Raw genomic sequence first — 19,914 nt, forward strand, 5'->3', positions numbered from 1 at the left:
CTCAGAATGACTTGCTCCCTTGAACTTATTAGGAGATTGTCAATCAAAAGGGTATTGAACCCCCTTGATTGACCGCCTATCCATCCCGACACCTCTTCGGTGTACCGCTATGGTGCGGGGCTTCCGGCGAAGCAAGCTAAAAAGCAGATACCCATTACTGCCTTGGAGCCTTGGAGCCTTCTTTTACTAGTCTCTAAGCGCTTTCGGCAGCAAGCTGCTTTGGTAGATAACCCAACTCTTCCAGTTTTTGCAGCACTTTGGCGACACTCTCCGATAACTCTTCCTGATCAGTACGGCATTCCACTTCTGGGTTGAGGGGGGGTTCGTAAGGATCGTCAATTCCGGTAAACCCTATAATTTCTCCAGCGCGGGCGCGTTTATATAATCCTTTGACATCTCGTTCTTCACAAGTTGCCAGAGGAGCATTGACGTAAACTTCTAAAAAATCACCAATTTTTTGGCGTACCTCTTCTCGAATCTCACGGTAGGGCGAGATAGCCGATACCAAAACAACTACACCATTGCGGGTAAGTAGGTGGGATACAAAACCGATGCGACGGATGTTCTCGTCGCGGTCTTCTTTGCTAAAGCCCAATCCTTTGGTAAGATTCTGGCGAACGATGTCGCCATCTAACACTTCTAGCTTACATTCCTTGTCTTGCAAGGTTTTGGCTAATGCTTGGGTAATCGTAGTTTTACCCGCACCACTTAGACCTGTGAACCATATTGTTACACCGCGCTGATTCATAATTATTTCTGTCGCTGTCCTAAAACCTACTGTAAGTACAACTGATCCTGTTTTCTCAGGTGAAACACTAATCGTCAAGCTTCTGTTTTTTGGAATAACAGATTGTTTGCTGATCAGGCTTAGATTTTAACCTAAGTCCAGGACTTGACAATAGTTTAACTCTGTTGTGCCACAAGTTTCCCCTGATCAAAGACGCGCCATGGCACATCTATACATGGCTTCTCCTGCTGCTCTGGTTTCGCCGCGATCGCAACACCCGAAAACGTTTCGAGCAATTTATAATCGAGAGGCGCATATTGCTGCACCAATTAGCCCAACCTGGGGATTGGTCACAATATGAACCGGAACCTTTTCCAACAGGGAACTAACCCGACCTTTTTCAGTAAAAGTTCGCACAAAAGTACCATCCTGCATCAAGGGCAAAATCTTAGCCGCAATCCCGCCAGCAATATATAGCCCACCGTAGGGTAAGAGTTTGATCGCCAGATTCCCCGCTTCAGCACCATAGGCTTCCACAAACATTTTTAAAGTCTGTTCACTGAGGCTATCGCTCTTGTGCAACGCCGCTTTAGAAATCTCCGCCGCCGGATCAACGCTTTTCTCACTGCGTCCCATTTCTCGTTCCCAGGTTCTGACAACTTGGGCAATTTCTGGGGATTCGTGGGCAAATTGCCGATCTCTCAAAAACTGGTAAATGGCAACAATTCCTTGACCGGAAACGACTCGTTCAGCGGAAATGCGCTGGATATCGTATTTCTCGCGTAAATATTGTAAAAGTTGGAACTCCAGTTCAGTGCGGGGGGCAAAATCAGCATGTCCGCCCTCAGAGGGAAAAACCTGATACCTGTCCTGGTTCTGAATCAGAAATCCTTGTCCTAAACCTGTACCCGCACCGAGTAGCGCAATTGGCGCCTCGGATTGGGGAGTAACCGATTGTAGAGTACATACATCGTCCGAGTCTAAACCGAGAATCCCGTAACCAACCGCCGCAAAATCATTGATTAGAGTGACTTTGGCGATTGCGAGTTCTTCCTCTAAGCGTCTGGCGTCCAGTACCCACGCCAAATTGGTCAGGTTGGAGGTATCATTGACCACAGGACCTGCGATCGCAAAACAGGCTTTTTCGATGGTCAGTTTCCGCTGTAGCTTTTGTCCCGCTTCCGATAGAAACCTCTGGACGATCGGTACTAAGTCTGGGAAATCACGGCTAGGATAACGGGTTTCATGGAGAACCTGCAACAATTGAGAGTGTTTTTCCTCCACCAGTCGCAAAATCGTTTTAGTCCCGCCGATATCTCCTGCCAGTATTAATGTCATAGAATCTTAACTTTAATTAAATCGAATTACCTTCTCAGTTTGACTGAGGTGGGATGTATCCCCGTTGAGTTCCATCACCCATTTTTCCCCATGACCCACGAGTTTGACTAAACAGCATAAAGTCGCGTTCACTTCGGGTTGACCCCCAACTAATCCCCAGGTCGCACCGACGACTGAGGCACCATGACCTACTAATAAGATATCGTCTGTGAATTCTGTGGTCAGTCGGCGTGCTGTTTGAGCGGTGCGTTCTAGCACCTTCTCGTTGGTTTCTGGATAGTGAGCGATGACGCGGGAGGTATAACCCGAATCAATACAGGGAAAGCGCTTTTGCATTTCCTCAACAGACAGTCGTTCTGGCTCCGTTTGCATCCATTCCGGATTCAGCCATTCACTCAAACCCGCCTCTATCTTAATGGGTAAGTCCAGAATCTGAGCGATTTGGTTCGCTGTTTGTACCGTTCGCAAAAACGGTGAGGCGAAAATATGCTTGATGGTCTCACCGCTTAACCGTTGACCTAATTCCTGTGCTTGACCAACGCCATCTTCCGATAAAGGGGGATCGTAAGGACGTTGAGCTGTGTTAAACCACTCCGGGTTAACGAAGTCGAGGCGATTTCCGTGTCGGGCAATCCAGACGGTTTGAGTCATGATATAAATAACCGATAATACAAAAAATCCAGGAAAACCGCTCGCCATAGCGCCATAGCACATCAAGAACCTGCGCTCTTGCTCTCTAAGAAGGGCGGGTTTAGTGAGGTTAGAGGTTTTCTCCAAAACGTTATCAGTAAAACCCGCCCCTACAACCCTGCACCCCTGTCTTCCTTTTTAGATGAACGGCTTTTGATTAAGATATGTTACAATATTTAACGAAGTGTTGGATTGTGGCAGATAACTTATGAAATAGGCAGAGGCAAAAACAAACAAATCGGATAGCCAGCCCTAAAGTTGGATTATGGATGGGGGATTTGACTTACCCTCTTCATCCATGTTTTGAGTTTTCTAATCAATCTATTCTCCCCCTATTGAAATAAAAATTAACATTTCTCTCATAGAGAAGCGTTCACCCAAGCCTGAGGTGAACCCTCCTGAAAAGGAGCTTAGTTGCTTGAACTTCACTCATGATATAGCGATCGCTATGAAAACTGCTCAGACCTCTACAGACCTTGTTCGGACTTACCTCCAAGAAATTGGTCGTGTACCTCTATTGACCCACGAGCAAGAGATATTATACGGAAAACAAGTACAGCGTTTAAATGCCCTAGAGCAAATCAAGGAGTCGCTGTTTGAACAATTGGGTTACGAACCAACGCTGTGTGAGTGGGCGAAAGCCTCGTCCCTATCGGAAACTGAGTTACAAGCGTGCATTAGGGCGGGTCAAGTCGCTAAGCGCAAAATGGTAGAAGCCAATTTACGTCTGGTGGTTTCCGTGGCGAAGAAGTATATCAAGCGCAATGTAGACTTGCTGGACTTAATTCAGGAAGGTACAATTGGTATGCAACGGGGTGTAGAAAAATTTGACCCGACCAAAGGGTATCGTTTCTCCACCTACGCCTACTGGTGGATTCGCCAAGCCATTACCCGTGCGATCGCAGAAAAAGGACGAACGATTCGCTTACCGATCCACATCACAGAAAAGCTCAACAAAATCAAAAAAGCCCAACGCCAACTCTCCCAGCAGCTAGGGCGTGCAGCCACCGTATCGGAATTGGCGACAGAATTAGACCTGACACCAAAGCAAGTCCGGGAGTACCTGGAGAAAGCGCGTCAACCTCTGTCGTTAGATCTACGGGTTGGCGATAATCAAGATACGGAACTCGGAGAACTGCTCGAAGACAGCGGACCTTCGCCAGAAGATTTTGCCACCTATTCAGCCATGCAAGTCGATCTGGAGAAGCTGATGGCGGATTTGAGCGAGCAGCAACGTGAGGTATTAATGCTACGCTTTGGTTTAGTCGATGGTCAACCCATGACACTCGCCAAGATTGGCGATCAACTCAAAATCAGCCGTGAACGAGTCCGACAAATTGAACGGGAAGCCCTGTCTAAGCTTCGCAAGCGCCAAGCTGAAATGCGCGAATATATTGCAGTAAGTTAGTTTGTCTTATGTCTTATGTTTTGTGGGACAACCCAATAGGTGAGGTTCGGTTCCAACTACCTGATGATCAACAGTCCCTTGTTAAATTAAATGACAGATAGAGAGCTATTGCTCGGAGGTAAACGGTGAACAAGCAATCTGATCGCGAACCAGAATTTTTTGACGGCAATGGAGACAATAATCTTTTGTGGGAGTACGTACAATCCCTGAGTCCAGAAACCGTTTCCCATTTATCCAAACCCACATCGGCTGATGTGTTTCAGGTCATCGAACGTAATGTGATGGGATTGTTGGGGAATATTCCTTCAGACCACTTTGATGTCACCATTAATACTAGCCGCGAGAATCTCGGACGTTTATTAGCCTCAGCAATGGTCAGTGGTTATTTTCTACGCAACGCTGAACAACGCATGACGTTTGAAAAGTCTCTGCAAAAGACCGATTCCTCCGGCAGAGAGTAAGCCCTGAAGTAAAGGATGATTGGTTTAACTAGGGGAAAAACCCCTCCCTAGAAGTGTAGACCTCTGAGTCGGGGCGGGCGCGAGTTACATCTGTTGTAGAACCGAAAAGATACTCGTGAAAAGAGCCCCTACACACGAGAGGCGCCATAAACCCCGATTGTTCTCATTGTCCTTGGCAGGTTCACTGTCAGGCGTACAATCTAGGTGTTGCATCTAAGTTACCCATGCGTGAAGCCTCTACGCCCTTACCTCACAAAATCATTGGTGTTGCCGTTATTCGGAATGACCAAGGACAAATTTTAATTGACCGCCGCCCTGCTCAGGGGTTACTGGGTGGATTATGGGAGTTTCCTGGCGGCAAAATTGAGCCAGATGAAACTGTGACAGACTGTATTAAGCGGGAAATTCAGGAAGAATTGGGCATTGAGGTAGAGGTAGGCGATCGCGTAATCACGGTTGATCATGCCTATAGCCATTTTCGGGTGACGTTGATGGTTCATCACTGTCGTCATCTGTCTGGTGTTCCTCAAGCCTTAGAATGTGATGAAATCCGTTGGGTAACTCTAGAGGAAATTGACCAGTTTCCGTTCCCCAAGGCTAATAGTCAGATTATTGCGGCATTGCGTCAAGAGGCTGAGGGCTAATTCAGCTATTCATAGCATATCCTGATGATTGCCCATAATTGCAAGGCTTTAACAGCAAAGGTTTCAGGCATTTTTGTTTAACCAGACATGATATCATTACTATTCAATATGATTTAATTAAAATTCAGAGTAGGAAGCACTACAACAAGAAGGAAAAGGAAGCCATTCCTATGACTCTCAAAGAGCTAAAACAACATCTGTTAGCCCTAAGTCCGTCTGAAAAGGTAAAAGCCATTCAACTACTCGCTCAGAGCTTGGGTAATACTTGGCAAGGAATCGAGAAAACTCCTGGTGTTTGTGGTGGAGACGCTCGTATCATCAATACTCGAATTCCGATTTGGGTTCTCGTGGAAGCTTGTCGCCTTGGATATAGTGATTATGATCTCCTGAAGAGCTATCCAACCCTTTCTGCCGCCGATATAGCCAATGCTTGGGCTTATGCACAAGCCTACCCTGATGAAATTGAATGCGCCATTCAACGCAACGAAGCGGCATAGTTTATGGCACGTTTTTATGCCGATGAGCAATTTCCTTTCCCGGTAGTGGAGTTATTACGCAATTTAGACCATAACGTTTTGACGGCTCAGGAAGCGGGTAATGCCAATCAAGGAATTCCCGATGAAGCCGTGCTTGCGTTTGCTATCTCTCAAGAGCGGGCAATTCTGACAATCAACCGAGATGATTTCATCCATCTGCATCGTCTCGATCCTAATCATTTTGGCATTGTTGTTTGTACCAACAATCGCAATTGGGAACAGTTTGCCATTCGGATAGACGAAGCGGTTACACGAGAGGAACCTTTGCGGGGAAAGTTAATTCGTGTCGTGCGTCCTGCCAGTTGAAGCTAGAATTTTATTCTTTATAAACTTTAGCACACGCTTGTCCGGAATACCCATTAATTTTCAACTTTCGTTATCGTAACCCTGAATACTAAATTGATTAACTTACACAAAAAGCTTTTTTAATATTTGCTCTTGGCTTCCTATGATTACTTTTTGGGATTATTTTTTAAGTAGTGTTTTAAGAAATTTACTATGATTATTCAATCATAGTAAATTTCTGTAATCCAATTCAGGTTATTGTAAAGTTACATACAGCAAACTATATCAGAGATCGCCTGTGTAGGGGTTCACTTTCACGACTAGCTTTTCGGTTGCACAAGGGATGTGACTCGCGCCCTTACTACGAACGGGAAGGGCTCGCATCCCTTACTACGAACTACGAACAAAACCGCAAACCGCGATAAACTAAACCAGAGAGCATCTAGAGTAACCACAGTTGAGTTGTCATGACCAATCGCCTTGCCCAATGCCAAAGCCTTTATCTGCGTAAGCATGCGGAAAATCCTATCGATTGGTGGTCCTGGAGTGATGAAGCGTTATTCACCGCCAAGGCAGAAAATAAGCCGATTTTCCTGTCTATTGGTTACTCAAGCTGCCACTGGTGTACGGTAATGGAAGGGGAAGCTTTTTCTGATCCAGCGATCGCGCAGTACATGAATGCTAATTTCTTACCGATTAAGGTAGACCGCGAAGAACGCCCGGATATTGATAGCATTTATATGCAGGCGTTGCAGATGATGACCGGTCAAGGGGGTTGGCCCCTAAATATCTTTCTGACGCCAGATGATCGAGTTCCCTTTTACGGTGGTACTTATTTCCCTGTCGAACCACGCTATGGGCGTCCGGGCTTTTTACAGGTATTACAAGCAATTCGCCGCTTCTATGATGTCGAAAAAACGAAGCTGCAAAACTTTAAAGCAGAAATTCTTGGTCATCTGCAACAGTCGGTTATCCTCCCCGCATCAGGACAACTCACAGCTGAGTTACTCCACCAAGGGATGGACAAGACTATCCAAATTGTGGCTAGTGGGAGTTATGGACCAAGTTTTCCCATGATTCCTTATGCGGATTTAGCATTACGGGGAATTCGCTTCGACAAGACGACAGACGTTGATGCTTACCAAGCTTCGCGATCGCGTGGGTTAGACTTAGCCAAAGGGGGAATCTATGATCACGTCGCCGGCGGTTTTCATCGCTACACCGTAGACGCCACTTGGACGGTGCCCCACTTTGAAAAAATGCTCTACGATAATGGGCAGATTGTCGAGTATCTGGCAAATCTGTGGAGTGCGGGGATTAAGGAAGCCGCGTTTGAACGGGCAATATCGGGGACAGTGCAATGGCTGACAAGGGAAATGACCTCATCTTCAGGTTATTTTTACGCCGCTCAAGATGCTGATAGCTTTACTGAACCTAGCGCCGTCGAACCGGAGGAAGGGGCATTTTATGTCTGGAGTTATGCCGAATTGCAGCAACTCCTCACCGCTGAAGAATTGGCAGAACTGCAAGAACAATTTACGGTGACGTCTGAGGGCAATTTTGAAGGACAAAATGTTTTGCAGCGCCGTTACTCGGATCAGTTAAGTGATACCTTAGAAACGGCATTAGCTAAACTGTTTACTGCCCGTTATGGTTCCCCACCCAATACGATAGAAACCTTCCCCCCAGCCCAGAATAATCAGGAGGCAAAAACTAGGAATTGGTCAGGTCGTATTCCCCCAGTTACGGATACGAAAATGATTGTGGCATGGAATAGCCTGATGATTTCCGGTTTAGCCCAGGCACATGGTGTATTTCGTAAACCAGAATACCTAGAATTAGCCACAACGGCAGCTAAATTTATTTTAGAGAATCAATGGGTTGATCAGCGTTTCCATAGGCTGAATTACGAAGGTCAAGCGTCTGTATTGGCACAGTCGGAAGATTATGCTTTATTTATTAAAGCCTTATTGGATTTGCATCAAGCTTCACTAGGATTAGCCACTACACAGGAGTCTTCCCAATCGCCAATCCCTGATATCTGGTTAGAGGAGGCGATCAAGGTACAAGAAGAATTTGACGAATATCTGTGGAGTGTAGAACTCGCAGGCTACTATAACGCGGCTAATGATAGTAGTGGGGATTTATTGGTACGGGAACGAAGTTATACCGATAATGCCACACCTGCGGCGAATGGAGTCGCGATCGCGAATTTGGTGCGTCTGACGTTACTCACTGAAAATTTATCCTATCTAGATCGCGCAGAACTTGCCCTCAATGCGTTTGGGAGTGTGATGAATAAGTCGCCCCAATCCTGTCCCAGTCTGTTTACGGCTCTCGATTGGTTCCGCAATTCTACCCTAATTCGCACCAGCGCAGATCAGATTTTATCCCTAATGATTCAGTATTTTCCGGCAAGCATGTATCGATTAGAAACCAGTCTTCCGGAGGATGCGATTGGGTTAGTTTGTCAGGGACTCAGTTGTAAACCCACGGCTCATACCCAGGAACAATTATTGGCGCAAGTCCAGAAAAGTCAAACGAGGGGATAGTAATTTTTCAAGGGAACAGGGAACGGGATCATGTTAGGGAAAGCACGCAATATTCCAGCTAACCGGATAAGTTGGGTTTCGTTGCTCAACCCAACCTACTCTCGTTGATATGCACCCCCAGGGAACAGGATCTCTCACAACTTATTTAGAAGTCCTATGTCTAGGACTGTGTCCTCCCAAACTATCATTACCCTTGTGACAAAAGATGCTAATTAGAATTTTTTTAGCTTCAGCCAGTTTATTCAACTTCAGCCGACCTATTTTGCAAAAATTCACTCACAACCTGATTCAGTAATTCGTGAGGATCTGAGTTTGTGATAGCGGCATACTGTCTCAACTTTAAAATATTGTTTGAAGATAAAAGAAGCGGAGCAAAACGTTCAGGAAATGCCCAACTGCACTGTTTACACTCAAGCTGACATCCACGACATGATGTACTCTTAAAGTTGTTACACTCATCACAGAGAGGTTGCAAATTGTTCACCTCATTGCCACCACTTCTAGCCCGAGGAATTTTATGATCCTGCTGAAATCTAACCTCTGGTTCAGAACGACCACAAACTGCACATTTATGGTTGTATTGTTCCAGAATTTTTTGCCAATCTAAATCAGATAACTTGATTCGCGGAACCCTTTTTTCACTTAATCTTAAACTGACAAGTTGATAGGTTTTGCCTTCTCGTCCAATTCCGGTGATTCCTTCTTCTCCTTGGAGTTCTCGCAGACGCCGAAATACATCGACGTAAGGTTTGTATGGTTTGCGACCTGAATGTTGGCTTTTTCTGAAATTTTCAATAGCTTCTCTCAACTGCTCTTCACGTATAAGAGGTCCGGGAATACCATGTCCGGGGGGCCACAGTTCTTCTAAAAGAACTCGATAATACGATTTATTCGCTCTGCTGGGAGACACAAAACTTTGACATACTTCTTCTAACCATTCTTCCCGACTCACATTTCCTGGAACATATGCTTTACTAATAGGAGCAAGAGATAAAAACTTTTGTCTGCCTCGATGTTTACGACTTGCAGCCATCACTTATCCCCCCGCAGTAACCATACCGGATTGATATCCAATACTTCGGAGATGGCATTAAGTTCATAGTCTTTCACACAGCGCACTTGACGCTCAATTTCTGAAATATCGGATTGCTCCAGCTTGACCCAGTAATCGACATTTAGAGCCGCTGCTAATTCAACCTGGTCTAAACCACGCTGTAATCTGACTTGACGAATTCTCAAGCCGCTGATGTTTTGTTTTTTCTCCACGGTGAACATTTCAAACCCATGGTCGAAATGTTACCGAGTAATCAAATTATTCGTAGACGATTTTCGTCTACAGTGGATTTTGGCAAAGCAATCATTTATGATGGTCGTCACGATCAGGCTTTATCTCTAGTTTCATCATGCGTGTTGCTTCGTTTTTTGCAGGTATTGGCGGTTTTGATCTTGGCTTTGAAAGAGCAGGTATGCAGGTTGTGTTTCAATGTGAGATAGATCCGTTTTGTCAACAGATACTGAAACGCCATTGGCCCCACGTACCCCTTCATGACGACATCTCAACCCTCAATCCAACAACTATCCCTCCCTCTGATTTATGGTGTGCAGGATGGCCCTGCCAAGACCTCAGCAATGCCAACACCGAGCGAAAAGGACTTACAGGAGAACGAAGCGGGCTATTTTTCAGGTTTATGGACTTGGTTAGAGAAGTTCAGCCAACGTGGTTGGTCATGGAAAATGTGCCGGGATTGCTCTGCGCGGAGCAAGGAACCGCTCTTGAGACAGTTATCGACACGCTGGAAGCGAATGGGTATTTGGGGGGATGGGTATCGTGTAACGCTCTCCATGCGGGCTTACCCCACAACCGAGACCGAGTATTCTTTATCGCAAGTTTTAGATCAGAATGTGCCTATCACTTCTTTACTAACAGCAGCGAATTGTCTAGGGATACTTCGTCGCGAAAATCGAGCCAATCGAAAACTCGATCCCATTTTCGTCAAAGCACTTTCGCAGACCATCCGCTTGTGGTACAACGTCGCGGTGGCTTCGGGTACACCCTGGCAAAAAGCATCTGCCCCACGCTACGTGCCCAAACTGGAAGACATCAAGGCGGTCATTCAGACCGACCAATACTCTGTGGCGAGAAACTTGACGTGGACAGAGTGGGAGCTACTCATGGGATTTCCCCCCGGATGGACAGTCGTCGAGGGAGACTCCTTGGCAACGCCGTTGTCCCCCCAATCAGCGAATGGCTCGGAAGGCAAATTTTAGAGAGTGTGGGAAGTGGTGATTGGTGATGGTCATTTTAGGTTTAGTCTAATATTTGCCCAAAAGCATTACCCTTCTACCCTCTCCTCACTATGCAAGTCCGATGCTACCGGACTTGATATAACTTGAAGTTTGCCTTTTCCCCCGAAAACAAATAGCCAAATATTCACGGCTAGCCAGTGTAAAATAACAGCAGACCAAAGCGATCGCGTCACACCATAACTAACCGCGCAGGCAATTCCTAACAATCCCGCTAAGACTAAAAATCTCCAATCCCGGAACATTGGATAGCCGTGAGGGTAAAAATAACGAGCGTTCAAGGGATGATACAGGATAAACAAAATTGTACTCAGGCTCAACCAAAACAACCACGCCCCCGCCGATGCATTTTCCAGGAAACTGGGAAGCAGTAGCCCTCGAAAGACTAACTCTTCGCTAAATGCAGGGAAAACCAAGGTTAAAAAGAACTGAACCCCATTGAAATCCCAACGGAATTGTAAAAAACCCGTCATCAAACCGAAGGGAATCGCGATCGCGGCATACCCTAAGGCAATTACAGCACAAATTAGCCACCCCCACCCACTCGGTAGTGTGGTTAATCCCGCAACTAAGCGAGTTAACAGTGTTGACAAAACTGGAATATTTCCCAATAATACCGTTGGCGCAACCGGGAAAATTGACCCATCTCCCCCAGGGACTTGAAAACTTTGCAACACCCACAGTTTCGCATTTTTGTCAAGCAACAAATCAGCAATGATATCCTGTCCTCGACGGGGCATAATCGTCCGCCAACTCAAAATCCCGGCTAATAACTGATTATCCTGCATAAAGCGATCGCCCACACCCGCCAATGTTTCGGCGTTGTGCTTCCAGTCAGAACGCACTACCCCCAAGGGTGTTAAATTCTGTTCTAGTTCTTCCCCTAACGTCACTAACTCCTGAAATCGCTGGGTTTGGGGATGATTGGGATGCTGCTGTAGCCAAGCCTGTATCTGAGGCGTCGTCGCCACCTGTTCCTTGATCTGCTCAATGGCAATATACAAGGCTTGGTTAGAATCCTGCACGCAAGACGTAGCCGGGGTGACAATCGCACTTCCGGTTCCATCTCCTGTGCGATAGCGGGACATCATCACGTTTAACTGTTGCTGCAGCGCCTGCAAGGGTGAGAGAATCACGCCATCGAAGTTATAGTCTTGAGTTACGGCTTCGAGTTTGATTAAAACATCAACTACAGGGCGTTTCCCCAACCATCCCCGTTGTAAATCCCCCATATAATTTGCCCACGTCGCGTTTGCGGCAATAATACCGTCAGGGTTGTGGGCATAAACTTGTTGATACACAATCTCCCAGCGCAACTCATCGGTAAACGGATCACGAATGATTTCAGCCACGCCAAACGAAAAGTGACCCGTTACCGTCGCCCAAATCGTCTGTTGATCGCCATTTTCGCCGCCAATCCCACCAAACAGATGTAAGATTAAAGCGCGATCGCCTTCTTGCCAAGCTGAAATAGCATCGGGTTGAGTTTTTGCCTCTGGATCAATTAACACTGTCGCCACAGTTCCCTGGCGATCGCCTGTATTCTCCCACAAATTTGGCAGCTTATCTGCTCCTAAAATAACCCGATCCGGTTGCAATTGAAACAGCGATCGCGGCGCAATGGCTTGTACAGTAAAAATGCCCTGCTTATCCTTCGCCCCGTAAATATACCACCCCGCCTCCCCTGCGGGCGACGCTTCAAGCTGTTGTGGTGTTGAGAACAAATGCTGAGGGAAGTGAATGACTTCTTCAACACCGTCAAATCTGCCCGATTCGGGGTTGTAATGACGTACCCTTAACCCGTCTCCCTGGGTGCTGACAATCGACACTAAACCATAAAATCCCCCGGAGACTTGAATCGGAGAACGAGCAATTTTCAGCCTATTTTCCGCCCAAATCACCTCCTCTAAGCGGACAATCACATCATTTTTAGGTCTTGCTCCCGCCAACGATTGCAATGGACCCACTTGTGACCAACCATTCAGGCGATTGGGGTGAATATTACCATTTTTCTGGCTATTGCGGGTAGTTTGGTTAAATTCGATAGCGGTGGTAACAGCGTCCAGATAGGTTTTAATTTGGGGCGTTTCCTGCCATTCGAGACGCACTTTCTCACCAATTAAATCCTGGGCGGTGGTAGGGGCGTTGTACACTTGAAACCAAACCCAATCGGAGGTTGAATTGGCTTGTATTTCTTCAGGATTTGGCAAAATTAATCGTCCTACCCAATCACCGACGGAGTGATACAATGTCGGATCAATATCTTGTTCAAGGGGATAAAAAGACGATTGATTGCCCGTTGGCTGACTCAGGGCGTAATTGGGTTCCTGGGGAATAGCAGGTTGGGGTTTCGGGTGAAAACAGATCACCGCGATCGCACAGATTATTCCTAAGGCTATTAAAACCAACCCGTCAGACTTTCTCATGTCCGCTCCACCCCGCGATCGCCCTCTGACTAAATTGTAGCCTGCATTCCCTACTTCTAGTTGCAGCTTGTTTGGTCAAGGATTAACTTTTACTACAATTAAAACACATTAACTACAGTTTATTTCTGATTTAGCGCGGGGTGTGTTTCTTCCTGGACAACAGTTTCATTTAACGCTTTCTGGGCAAGATGTGTTATGTAGAACGTTACGGCAATCGTAGCCATTAAGCCAATGATCCGAATCCCCCACTGGGCAATTTGAGTTTCTGTCGTAGTGGGTTGATTGGAATTATGAATTGTGGCTAAATCCCTACCCAGGGAACCGATGTAAACGTATACCACGGTAGCTGGAACCATACCAATAGAACCCAAAACATAGTCTCGGAGGGAAACTTGGGTAACACCAAACGCATAATTGATTAGGTTGAAAGGAAACAGAGGAGAAAGGCGAGTCAGCAGGACAATTTTCCATCCTTCTTTCTGCACAGCTTGATTAATCGCTTTAAATTTGGGATGACTTTCAATCTGTTGGCAAACCCAATCCCGCGATAGGTAACGTCCAATCAGGAAAGCACCGATAGCTCCAAACGTTGCCGCGATTATCACATAGATGGAACCCCAAACTACGCCAAACAAGTAACCTCCTTTTATTGTCAACAGGGAACCTGGTATAAACAGCATTGTGCCTAAGTTGTAGATGATCATATACACAATGGGGGCTAAGACACCGAGGCTTTCTACCCAAAGTAATGAGGTGGGTATAAGTTCCCGTATGTCCAAATATTGGGTGGTAATAATCAGAAGGAAAACCAAACCCCCCATTAGTACCCTTTTCAGCTTGGAATTAAAGCGGCTTTTGCACAATTGAACCATTTGATTTCCCTCAATTTACCCGTTGGCGATTGACTAAGCATGACACCTCCTCTTCCCTTTTCCCCTTTTCCCCTTTTCCCTTTTCCCCTTTTCCCCTTTTCCCCTTTTCCCCTTTTCCCCTTTTCCCCTTTTCCCTTTCAAAGGGGGGCTAGGGGGGATGGGAGCTAGGGGATGAAGGTGGAGCAGTTCGATGGGTGCGGGTAAATAGCCCAAAACTTAAGTTGACACAGATGCAAGCTTTGCGCCCCTACATTCAATTGCTTATCAATGGATAATTAATAATTGATAATTGACAATTGATTAATTGGGTCTAAGACATCTTCATTTACGAAGAAATTAAAAAAGATTTTCCTTAATTTCAATCCTCTTATTTTTAGGAGAGGTCATTATCCATTGTCAATTTGTGAATTGTACGAATGATTACAAACTTAACTTAAGTCAGCGCACCGCCACAACTGGAACCACACCCAGCGGTGCAACCGTAACAATAGGAGGCGGTACGAATTTCGTTAATGATATCTAATGTTCCTGCGGCTAATAGTTTATTCACCGTTAAAGCTTCCCCAGTGCGAGACTTGGCGGGTATCTCTTCCATTTGATTAAAATCGCAGTCGTAAATATTTCCGCGATAATCAATGGAAAGTTCGTTACGGCACATCAAATGTTCCACCGTAGTCGGATTAAACTTATCTTCCAGAAACTTCAGGTAAGGCGTATATAGCTTTGTCCTTTGCAGGTAAAACTTAGTTCTGCCAACGGGTAAATTCGTAATCGTGAATAACTGGTTAAAGTCAATATCAAAATTATCCTTAAGGAACCGTTTATAATCCTGCTCTAATTTAACTTGATTCGGCGTTAAGGAAAAGTTTTCACTCACGGGTAATGATGGGTTATAGACCAAATCCAGGATTAAGTTGGGATTTTTTCCATAGCCCAATTGATTCAGCCGTTGAATTGACCGAATCGAATCATTATAGACTCCTTTTCCCCGCATTTTATCCACATTTTCTTCTAAATAGCAGGGAAGGGAGGCGACAACTCTCACCTGATGCTGAGCAAAGTATTCGGGCAAATCATGGAATCCCGGTTCAAAGAAAATGGTTAAATTTGAGCGGACAATCACTTCTTTTCCCGTTGAACGCGCCGCTTCAACTAAGGGTTTAAACCCATAATTCATTTCGGGTGCGCCACCTGTTAAATCAATGGTTTGGATTTGAGGAAAGCGATGAATTAGTTGGATGAGTTGGTTACAGATTTCGGGGGTAAGTTCTTCAGTGCGTTTGGGTCCCGCTTCTACATGACAATGGGTACAGGCTAGATTACAGCGTTTTCCCAGATTAATTTGAACAACAGTAATTTGATTTTTGGTTAAAGGTGTCCTTAGTTTTTGGTTAAACGGTGTTACGGCGAATGTGGCTGTCTGTGTCATTGGTTGAATTCCGGGAAATACATCTTGACTTCAGTATCTAGCTAGCCAAACCCATCTCGGCTGGCTGGGTCTATAATAAATCATTTAGTTTGATTCTGGAGCAATTAAACAGGAGTTCAATGAGTTTTTGCTGAAAATCGGCTTAATTTAGACTGAAAAAGTTAATAAAACAAGCGCTGACTATAGCAACCGCCATAGCGGTTAGGACACATCTTATGGTAGAGACATTCCGCCGGAGTTGTAGAGACGCGCCATGGCGCGTCTCTACTAGGAAAAAAGACCTAGGGGGTGACTTCATCGGATTTAGGATCAATAATCTTTCCAAAGACAAAATAATAGCTTTACATTTTTGACTTCAACCTTCATTCTGGCTTCACCAAGAAGCTTGGCAAAGAAGTTAAGCTGAGGTTACTTTATGCCATTAACTCAGGAGCCAAAGAATGAAAGGAGTGAAAGAGCAAGCCCGCCAAGAGACGATTTATAATGGTTCGCAATTAACCACCAAACCCTTCTTGATGGATGTGACGCCTCTGAGGAAAAAAAAATTAGCTTGTCGGTGGATTACCTCATCTGCTAATCCGGGAACTTTAATGGGAATGTGGGATTTTTAACTGGATTTGGCGAGAAGTTCCGCGCTGTACTTTGATGTCATGGTGTCTGACTATAACTATTGTATGGGTTCTAACTGGAGTCGATACCGATACAAGGCGACGGGTTTATCTAAAGCTTTAAAATAATCAGGATCTTGAGGGGAAAGGTAGATGGCGGTGATTTGCCATGCTTCAATTCCGGAATCGGGTGAAGGTAATTGATGATAAGCGGTTGTGGTTTCCACCTGATTTAAATAGGGTTGGTTTGTACCGCGAAAGTATTGATTAGTTACTTCTGTAGCAATAAAGCGATCGCGGCTGGGGGTTTCTGTGTTTCGATCTGTCACAATAGAGATAATTTGGCGTCCCGATCGCAATTCGGTGATTTGCCGATTCACAGAGGCGGGATCTACCTTCACCGAACGAATAGCGCCATCGCCTAGATAAGCTTGGGCGATATTTAAGCCATTGAATTCTCGATCAGCAACAACGCCGGATTCCCTTTGTCGGGGAAGGGGTATAATGCGATCGCGAGATTTAGATTGCACCTGATCAACCCGTTCAAACCGTACCCGAAACTGCATCGGCTGATTTAAATAGCGGCGATTACTCTTCATCCCCGGTGTTATCACTTCTGGCGCTAAGGGTGCAATTTGTTCGACGAGGGTGCTGGTAACATTCCAGGTTCCCTCCATCCAATCGGGATAAACTAAATCCCCAGTCGCCGCCATCACCGGGGGTTTAGTTTGCCAATTGGGGAATTGCGCCACGCGATCGGCTAATTGTCCGGCTTGTGCTGGATTTGTCCAAAAGCAGTAGACTAGGATTAAGCCCAATCCTATGAGTCTGGGAAGAATCGCCACAACTGAATTGACCTTTGCTCGGTATCGGTTAACAAGAGAGAACGCTCTCACAGTAGGATACCTCGTCAGTGAACCTCTACCCAATCCTGTCAATTTCTCGGTCTAGATGCGACTACCTGTGGGTGTTTTTTCCGACGAGTTAAAAGCGAAGGCTGAAATGCTACACTTAATATGATTAGGTTGCCGACAATCGCACCTTCGCCACGATCTGCGATACCCTACTCCAAAAATTCTTATCCGGTGAAACTAGAGTCAAACAATTAGAGAAACTGTTAGATATTGTCTCATGAACAGGGTTTACCTAGACACAAGCGTTTACAATCGCCCCTTCGATGACCAAACACAACCCAAGATTTTTTTAGAGACACAAGCTGTTATTCTCATTTTGCAAATGGCGGAAGCCCAATTAATAAACTTGGTTAGTTCTTCAGTTCTAGACTATGAAAATAGCCTTAATCCTTTTCAGATTAAACAGCAAGCCATGAATCGGTATCTACAAATGGCGACAACCCGACAACAGGTTGATGAAACAATCCGGCAAAGAGCAGAACAACTAGAACAGCAAGTAATTAAAGCGATTGATTCGCTCCATGTTGCCTGTGCAGAAGCCGCCAATAGCGATTACTTTATCACCTGTGACAAGCGATTAATTAATCGCTGTCAGGGATTACCCCTAAAAACTCTTAATCCAGTTGACTTTATTTTGGAAATAGAAGATGACAATCAAGGTAATTAACGATCAACAAGCTTTGCAAGATGGCTTAGACGTATTGATTTCACATCTAGAACCCGCTAAGTTAGCGCGTTTCGTAGCAGCTTGCAAACTAGGAGAAGGAAATTATCTTAAGCACAAAGACAAGCTTTTTGAACAAGAAACTGTTGCTAGTTTATACGAAAAAATAAAAGCCTATCAAGATTCATTGAAATAGGGTGGCTTGATCCGGCGAAAGTATTGGTTGGGAACATTCTAGACCAGCGCGGCAAAAATAACCCCCCAGTGTGCGTTTGCGTATTATTAACATGAACAAATTCGTCCTCTCGGGGTAAACCAAATCCCCAGTCGCCGCTATCACCGGGGGTTTAGTTTGCCAATTGGGGAATTGCGCCACGCGATCGGATAATTGTCCGGCTTGTGCTGGATTTGTGCAAAAGCAGTAGACTAGGATTAAGCCCAATCCTATGAGTCTGGGAAGAATCGCCACAACTGAATTGACCTTCGAGGGGTGTAGGTTAACAAGAGAGAACGCTCTCACAGTAGGATACCTCGCCAGTGAACCTTTACCCAATCATGCCAATTTCTCGGTCTAGATGCGACCACCTGTGGGTGTTTTTTCCGACGAGTCAAAATTTGAGGCTGTATCCCAAATCCCGTCAGGGTTTGCCGCCTATTTTATTATTTAGGGGCGGTCGCCAAGTCTGAAAGGCTTATGGATAAAGGATTTGAGCCTATTTTGTTCCAGGGGACTTGTCAAAGGCGATGGCTGAAATGCTATAGTTATATCAGCCAGTCGCCATTGTACCTTGAAAACTAAATACAGTATAGGTTCTGAGAGGCTGCCCTTGGAATTCCCCTGAATCCCTATCAGGGATTGAAACGAATGGGTGCCCGATCGCAGCGGAATGATTCTAGTCTTGGAATTCCCCTGAATCCCTATCAGGGATTGAAACTAAATTGGGACGCACAAACTCTATTGAAACTGGCCTTGGAATTCCCCTGAATCCCTATCAGGGATTGAAACAGCAATTTTTTGCTGAAGTAGATGAGGATAGAGACTTGGAATTCCCCTGAATCCCTATCAGGGATTGAAACAGACGATGGAAAGGCTTCCCCTTCAAGTCTTTGCTTGGAATTCCCCTGAATCCCTATCAGGGATTGAAACACCCTTGCTATTGGTACGACAAACGCGATCGCCAACCTTGGAATTCCCCTGAATCCCTATCAGGGATTGAAACAGTTAGGGATCAACTATAAAGATTTGCACCCTAATCTTGGAATTCCCCTGAATCCCTATCAGGGATTGAAACTTGAATCCCCCTCCTGGGGCATGAAGGATCGTAACTTGGAATTCCCCTGAATCCCTATCAGGGATTGAAACGTATTCAGGGTTAGGCTTTATGGCTTTTGCCTTGCTTGGAATTCCCCTGAATCCCTATCAGGGATTGAAACAGAAAAAAAGATCATATCTCTTTACTTGCAAGGGAACTTGGAATTCCCCTGAATCCCTATCAGGGATTGAAACCGCCTGCTATCGGGCGATCGCGTGGTTGTTCATGGGCAACTTGGAATTCCCCTGAATCCCTATCAGGGATTGAAACATGGAAGCCCAACGATCTGCTGATGGATCGGTTGCTTGGAATTCCCCTGAATCCCTATCAGGGATTGAACCCCTTATCCATGACAAATCAAAATTCCCAATTAATTAATCTGAAGTTCCCCCAACCAAAAAATCAAAACTGCCTCACCGTGCGGCTTTCAGCGATTTTTGACGCGCCCTACATGGGTACGATTTGAGGGTATTGAGCGCTCAAACCCTTATGGTGTAAGGCTTTAGCCTGGGTGTAGTACATCTGAATGGGGGAACTTCAGATTAATGGTAAGGGCTCTTTCATTGCCCATTGGTGTCAACTTAAGCGGAAAACCCCTCACCCCCAGCCCCTCTCCATCCCCCCTAGCCCCCCTTTGAAAGGGGGGAATGAGGGGAGAGGGGAGCAAGAAAGGTGTTATATTGCAGGCGTAGCCACCTACATTTTTCATCCTTGATTGTTCCAATTCCCCTTCTCCCATGAAA

Annotated in this window: 19 protein-coding genes, 1 pseudogene and 1 CRISPR repeat array; of the genes and pseudogenes, 10 read left to right on the top strand and 10 right to left on the bottom strand. The window is 45.5% G+C overall.

Annotated elements, in window-relative coordinates; translation table 11 throughout:
• Nucleotides 1-193: 193 nt before the first annotated feature.
• The 3 genes from cysC to RID09_RS13000 all read right to left on the bottom strand — a co-directional run bounded on the left by cysC (nt 194) and on the right by RID09_RS13000 (nt 2,716).
• Complete coding sequence (cysC, locus tag RID09_RS12990; RefSeq protein WP_446336355.1) at nt 194-748, bottom strand: adenylyl-sulfate kinase; 555 nt, start codon at nt 746-748, stop codon at nt 194-196.
• A 276-nt stretch (nt 749-1,024) separates the two neighbouring features.
• Nucleotides 1,025-2,065 carry a glucokinase gene (locus RID09_RS12995; protein WP_446336356.1) on the bottom strand — a complete coding sequence of 347 codons (1,041 nt, stop codon included), beginning with the start codon at nt 2,063-2,065 and terminating at the stop codon, nt 1,025-1,027.
• A 12-nt stretch (nt 2,066-2,077) separates the two neighbouring features.
• The gene (locus RID09_RS13000; protein ID WP_446336357.1) at nt 2,078-2,716 is read right to left on the bottom strand and encodes a histidine phosphatase family protein; all 639 of its coding nucleotides are present in this window, start codon (nt 2,714-2,716) and stop codon (nt 2,078-2,080) included.
• A gap of 487 nt (nt 2,717-3,203) precedes the next feature.
• On the opposite strand from RID09_RS13000, the gene RID09_RS13005 reads away from it, so the two are divergent.
• The 6 genes and pseudogenes from RID09_RS13005 to RID09_RS13030 all read left to right on the top strand — a co-directional run bounded on the left by RID09_RS13005 (nt 3,204) and on the right by RID09_RS13030 (nt 8,641).
• On the top strand, nt 3,204-4,163 hold the full coding sequence (locus RID09_RS13005; RefSeq protein ID WP_446336358.1) for an RNA polymerase sigma factor, RpoD/SigA family: 960 nt from the start codon (nt 3,204-3,206) through the stop codon (nt 4,161-4,163).
• A 125-nt stretch (nt 4,164-4,288) separates the two neighbouring features.
• A complete protein-coding gene (locus RID09_RS13010) occupies nt 4,289-4,624 on the top strand; it encodes a DUF760 domain-containing protein (RefSeq protein ID WP_446336359.1) in 336 nt (111 codons plus the stop codon).
• Between the two features lie 149 nt (nt 4,625-4,773).
• Nucleotides 4,774-5,268 (top strand): annotated as a pseudogene (mutT, locus tag RID09_RS13015) (8-oxo-dGTP diphosphatase MutT); the annotation flags it as partial.
• Nucleotides 5,269-5,438: 170 nt separating this feature from the next.
• Nucleotides 5,439-5,765, top strand: a complete 327-nt coding sequence (locus RID09_RS13020) for a DUF433 domain-containing protein (protein ID WP_446336360.1) — start codon at nt 5,439-5,441, stop codon at nt 5,763-5,765.
• 3 nt (nt 5,766-5,768) lie between these two features.
• Nucleotides 5,769-6,110, top strand: coding sequence for a DUF5615 family PIN-like protein (locus tag RID09_RS13025; RefSeq protein ID WP_446336361.1), 342 nt, complete (start codon nt 5,769-5,771; stop codon nt 6,108-6,110).
• A 446-nt stretch (nt 6,111-6,556) separates the two neighbouring features.
• Nucleotides 6,557-8,641 carry a thioredoxin domain-containing protein gene (locus RID09_RS13030; protein WP_446336362.1) on the top strand — a complete coding sequence of 695 codons (2,085 nt, stop codon included), beginning with the start codon at nt 6,557-6,559 and terminating at the stop codon, nt 8,639-8,641.
• A 238-nt stretch (nt 8,642-8,879) separates the two neighbouring features.
• Here the strand turns inward: RID09_RS13030 and RID09_RS13035 are convergent, their stop codons facing one another.
• Both RID09_RS13035 and RID09_RS13040 read right to left on the bottom strand, forming a co-directional pair.
• Nucleotides 8,880-9,674 (bottom strand): HNH endonuclease, encoded by a 795-nt coding sequence (locus RID09_RS13035; RefSeq protein ID WP_446336363.1) that lies wholly within the window; start codon nt 9,672-9,674, stop codon nt 8,880-8,882.
• A complete protein-coding gene (locus RID09_RS13040; RefSeq protein WP_446336364.1) occupies nt 9,674-9,916 on the bottom strand; it encodes a helix-turn-helix domain-containing protein in 243 nt (80 codons plus the stop codon). The genes RID09_RS13035 and RID09_RS13040 overlap by 1 nt, the downstream gene beginning before the upstream one ends.
• 128 nt (nt 9,917-10,044) lie before the next feature.
• On the opposite strand from RID09_RS13040, the gene RID09_RS13045 reads away from it, so the two are divergent.
• A complete protein-coding gene (locus tag RID09_RS13045) occupies nt 10,045-10,935 on the top strand; it encodes a DNA cytosine methyltransferase (protein ID WP_446336365.1) in 891 nt (296 codons plus the stop codon).
• Nucleotides 10,936-10,974: 39 nt separating this feature from the next.
• On the opposite strand, the gene RID09_RS13050 is transcribed toward RID09_RS13045, so the two are convergent.
• The 3 genes from RID09_RS13050 to arsS all read right to left on the bottom strand — a co-directional run bounded on the left by RID09_RS13050 (nt 10,975) and on the right by arsS (nt 15,672).
• Nucleotides 10,975-13,371: a CPBP family glutamic-type intramembrane protease gene (locus RID09_RS13050; RefSeq protein WP_446336366.1), complete on the bottom strand. Its 2,397-nt coding sequence runs from the start codon at nt 13,369-13,371 to the stop codon at nt 10,975-10,977.
• A gap of 119 nt (nt 13,372-13,490) precedes the next feature.
• Nucleotides 13,491-14,243: a TVP38/TMEM64 family protein gene (locus RID09_RS13055; protein ID WP_446336367.1), complete on the bottom strand. Its 753-nt coding sequence runs from the start codon at nt 14,241-14,243 to the stop codon at nt 13,491-13,493.
• A 433-nt stretch (nt 14,244-14,676) separates the two neighbouring features.
• Complete coding sequence (gene arsS / locus RID09_RS13060; protein ID WP_446336368.1) at nt 14,677-15,672, bottom strand: arsenosugar biosynthesis radical SAM (seleno)protein ArsS; 996 nt, start codon at nt 15,670-15,672, stop codon at nt 14,677-14,679.
• Between the two features lie 440 nt (nt 15,673-16,112).
• On the opposite strand from arsS, the gene RID09_RS13065 reads away from it, so the two are divergent.
• On the top strand, nt 16,113-16,283 hold the full coding sequence (locus RID09_RS13065) for a hypothetical protein (protein ID WP_446336369.1): 171 nt from the start codon (nt 16,113-16,115) through the stop codon (nt 16,281-16,283).
• Between the two features lie 56 nt (nt 16,284-16,339).
• Here RID09_RS13065 and RID09_RS13070 read toward each other — a convergent pair whose 3' ends face one another.
• Nucleotides 16,340-17,125, bottom strand: a complete 786-nt coding sequence (locus RID09_RS13070) for a DUF6816 family protein (protein WP_446336370.1) — start codon at nt 17,123-17,125, stop codon at nt 16,340-16,342.
• A gap of 286 nt (nt 17,126-17,411) precedes the next feature.
• Between RID09_RS13070 and RID09_RS13075 the strand changes: the two genes are divergently transcribed.
• Entirely contained in the window at nt 17,412-17,861 is a 450-nt protein-coding gene (locus RID09_RS13075) for a PIN domain-containing protein (RefSeq protein ID WP_446336371.1), read from the top strand.
• Nucleotides 17,842-18,054 (top strand): hypothetical protein, encoded by a 213-nt coding sequence (locus tag RID09_RS13080; RefSeq protein WP_446336372.1) that lies wholly within the window; start codon nt 17,842-17,844, stop codon nt 18,052-18,054. The genes RID09_RS13075 and RID09_RS13080 overlap by 20 nt, the downstream gene beginning before the upstream one ends.
• Here RID09_RS13080 and RID09_RS13085 read toward each other — a convergent pair.
• Nucleotides 18,043-18,327: a hypothetical protein gene (locus RID09_RS13085; protein ID WP_446336373.1), complete on the bottom strand. Its 285-nt coding sequence runs from the start codon at nt 18,325-18,327 to the stop codon at nt 18,043-18,045. The two genes, RID09_RS13080 and RID09_RS13085, sit on opposite strands and share 12 nt — an antisense overlap.
• 357 nt (nt 18,328-18,684) lie before the next feature.
• Nucleotides 18,685-19,512: a CRISPR direct-repeat array (repeat unit 37 nt; unit sequence CTTGGAATTCCCCTGAATCCCTATCAGGGATTGAAAC).
• Nucleotides 19,513-19,914: the final 402 nt, after the last annotated feature.

The sequence above is a fragment of the Coleofasciculus sp. G1-WW12-02 genome, from assembly GCF_040219735.1.
In the GTDB taxonomy this organism is placed as follows: domain Bacteria; phylum Cyanobacteriota; class Cyanobacteriia; order Cyanobacteriales; family Coleofasciculaceae; genus Coleofasciculus.

Coding starts and splice junctions, on each gene's coding strand:
- RID09_RS13000 (WP_446336357.1), bottom strand. CDS start 2,716: ATGACTCAAACCGTCTGGATTGCCCGACACGGAAATCGCCTCGACTTC.
- RID09_RS13045 (WP_446336365.1), top strand. CDS start 10,045: ATGCGTGTTGCTTCGTTTTTTGCAGGTATTGGCGGTTTTGATCTTGGC.
- RID09_RS13035 (WP_446336363.1), bottom strand. CDS start 9,674: ATGGCTGCAAGTCGTAAACATCGAGGCAGACAAAAGTTTTTATCTCTT.
- RID09_RS13050 (WP_446336366.1), bottom strand. CDS start 13,371: ATGAGAAAGTCTGACGGGTTGGTTTTAATAGCCTTAGGAATAATCTGT.
- RID09_RS13030 (WP_446336362.1), top strand. CDS start 6,557: ATGACCAATCGCCTTGCCCAATGCCAAAGCCTTTATCTGCGTAAGCAT.
- RID09_RS12995 (WP_446336356.1), bottom strand. CDS start 2,065: ATGACATTAATACTGGCAGGAGATATCGGCGGGACTAAAACGATTTTG.
- RID09_RS13025 (WP_446336361.1), top strand. CDS start 5,769: ATGGCACGTTTTTATGCCGATGAGCAATTTCCTTTCCCGGTAGTGGAG.
- RID09_RS13075 (WP_446336371.1), top strand. CDS start 17,412: ATGAACAGGGTTTACCTAGACACAAGCGTTTACAATCGCCCCTTCGAT.
- RID09_RS13080 (WP_446336372.1), top strand. CDS start 17,842: ATGACAATCAAGGTAATTAACGATCAACAAGCTTTGCAAGATGGCTTA.
- RID09_RS13020 (WP_446336360.1), top strand. CDS start 5,439: ATGACTCTCAAAGAGCTAAAACAACATCTGTTAGCCCTAAGTCCGTCT.
- arsS (WP_446336368.1), bottom strand. CDS start 15,672: ATGACACAGACAGCCACATTCGCCGTAACACCGTTTAACCAAAAACTA.
- RID09_RS13055 (WP_446336367.1), bottom strand. CDS start 14,243: ATGGTTCAATTGTGCAAAAGCCGCTTTAATTCCAAGCTGAAAAGGGTA.
- RID09_RS13005 (WP_446336358.1), top strand. CDS start 3,204: ATGAAAACTGCTCAGACCTCTACAGACCTTGTTCGGACTTACCTCCAA.
- RID09_RS13040 (WP_446336364.1), bottom strand. CDS start 9,916: ATGTTCACCGTGGAGAAAAAACAAAACATCAGCGGCTTGAGAATTCGT.
- cysC (WP_446336355.1), bottom strand. CDS start 748: ATGAATCAGCGCGGTGTAACAATATGGTTCACAGGTCTAAGTGGTGCG.
- RID09_RS13065 (WP_446336369.1), top strand. CDS start 16,113: ATGAAAGGAGTGAAAGAGCAAGCCCGCCAAGAGACGATTTATAATGGT.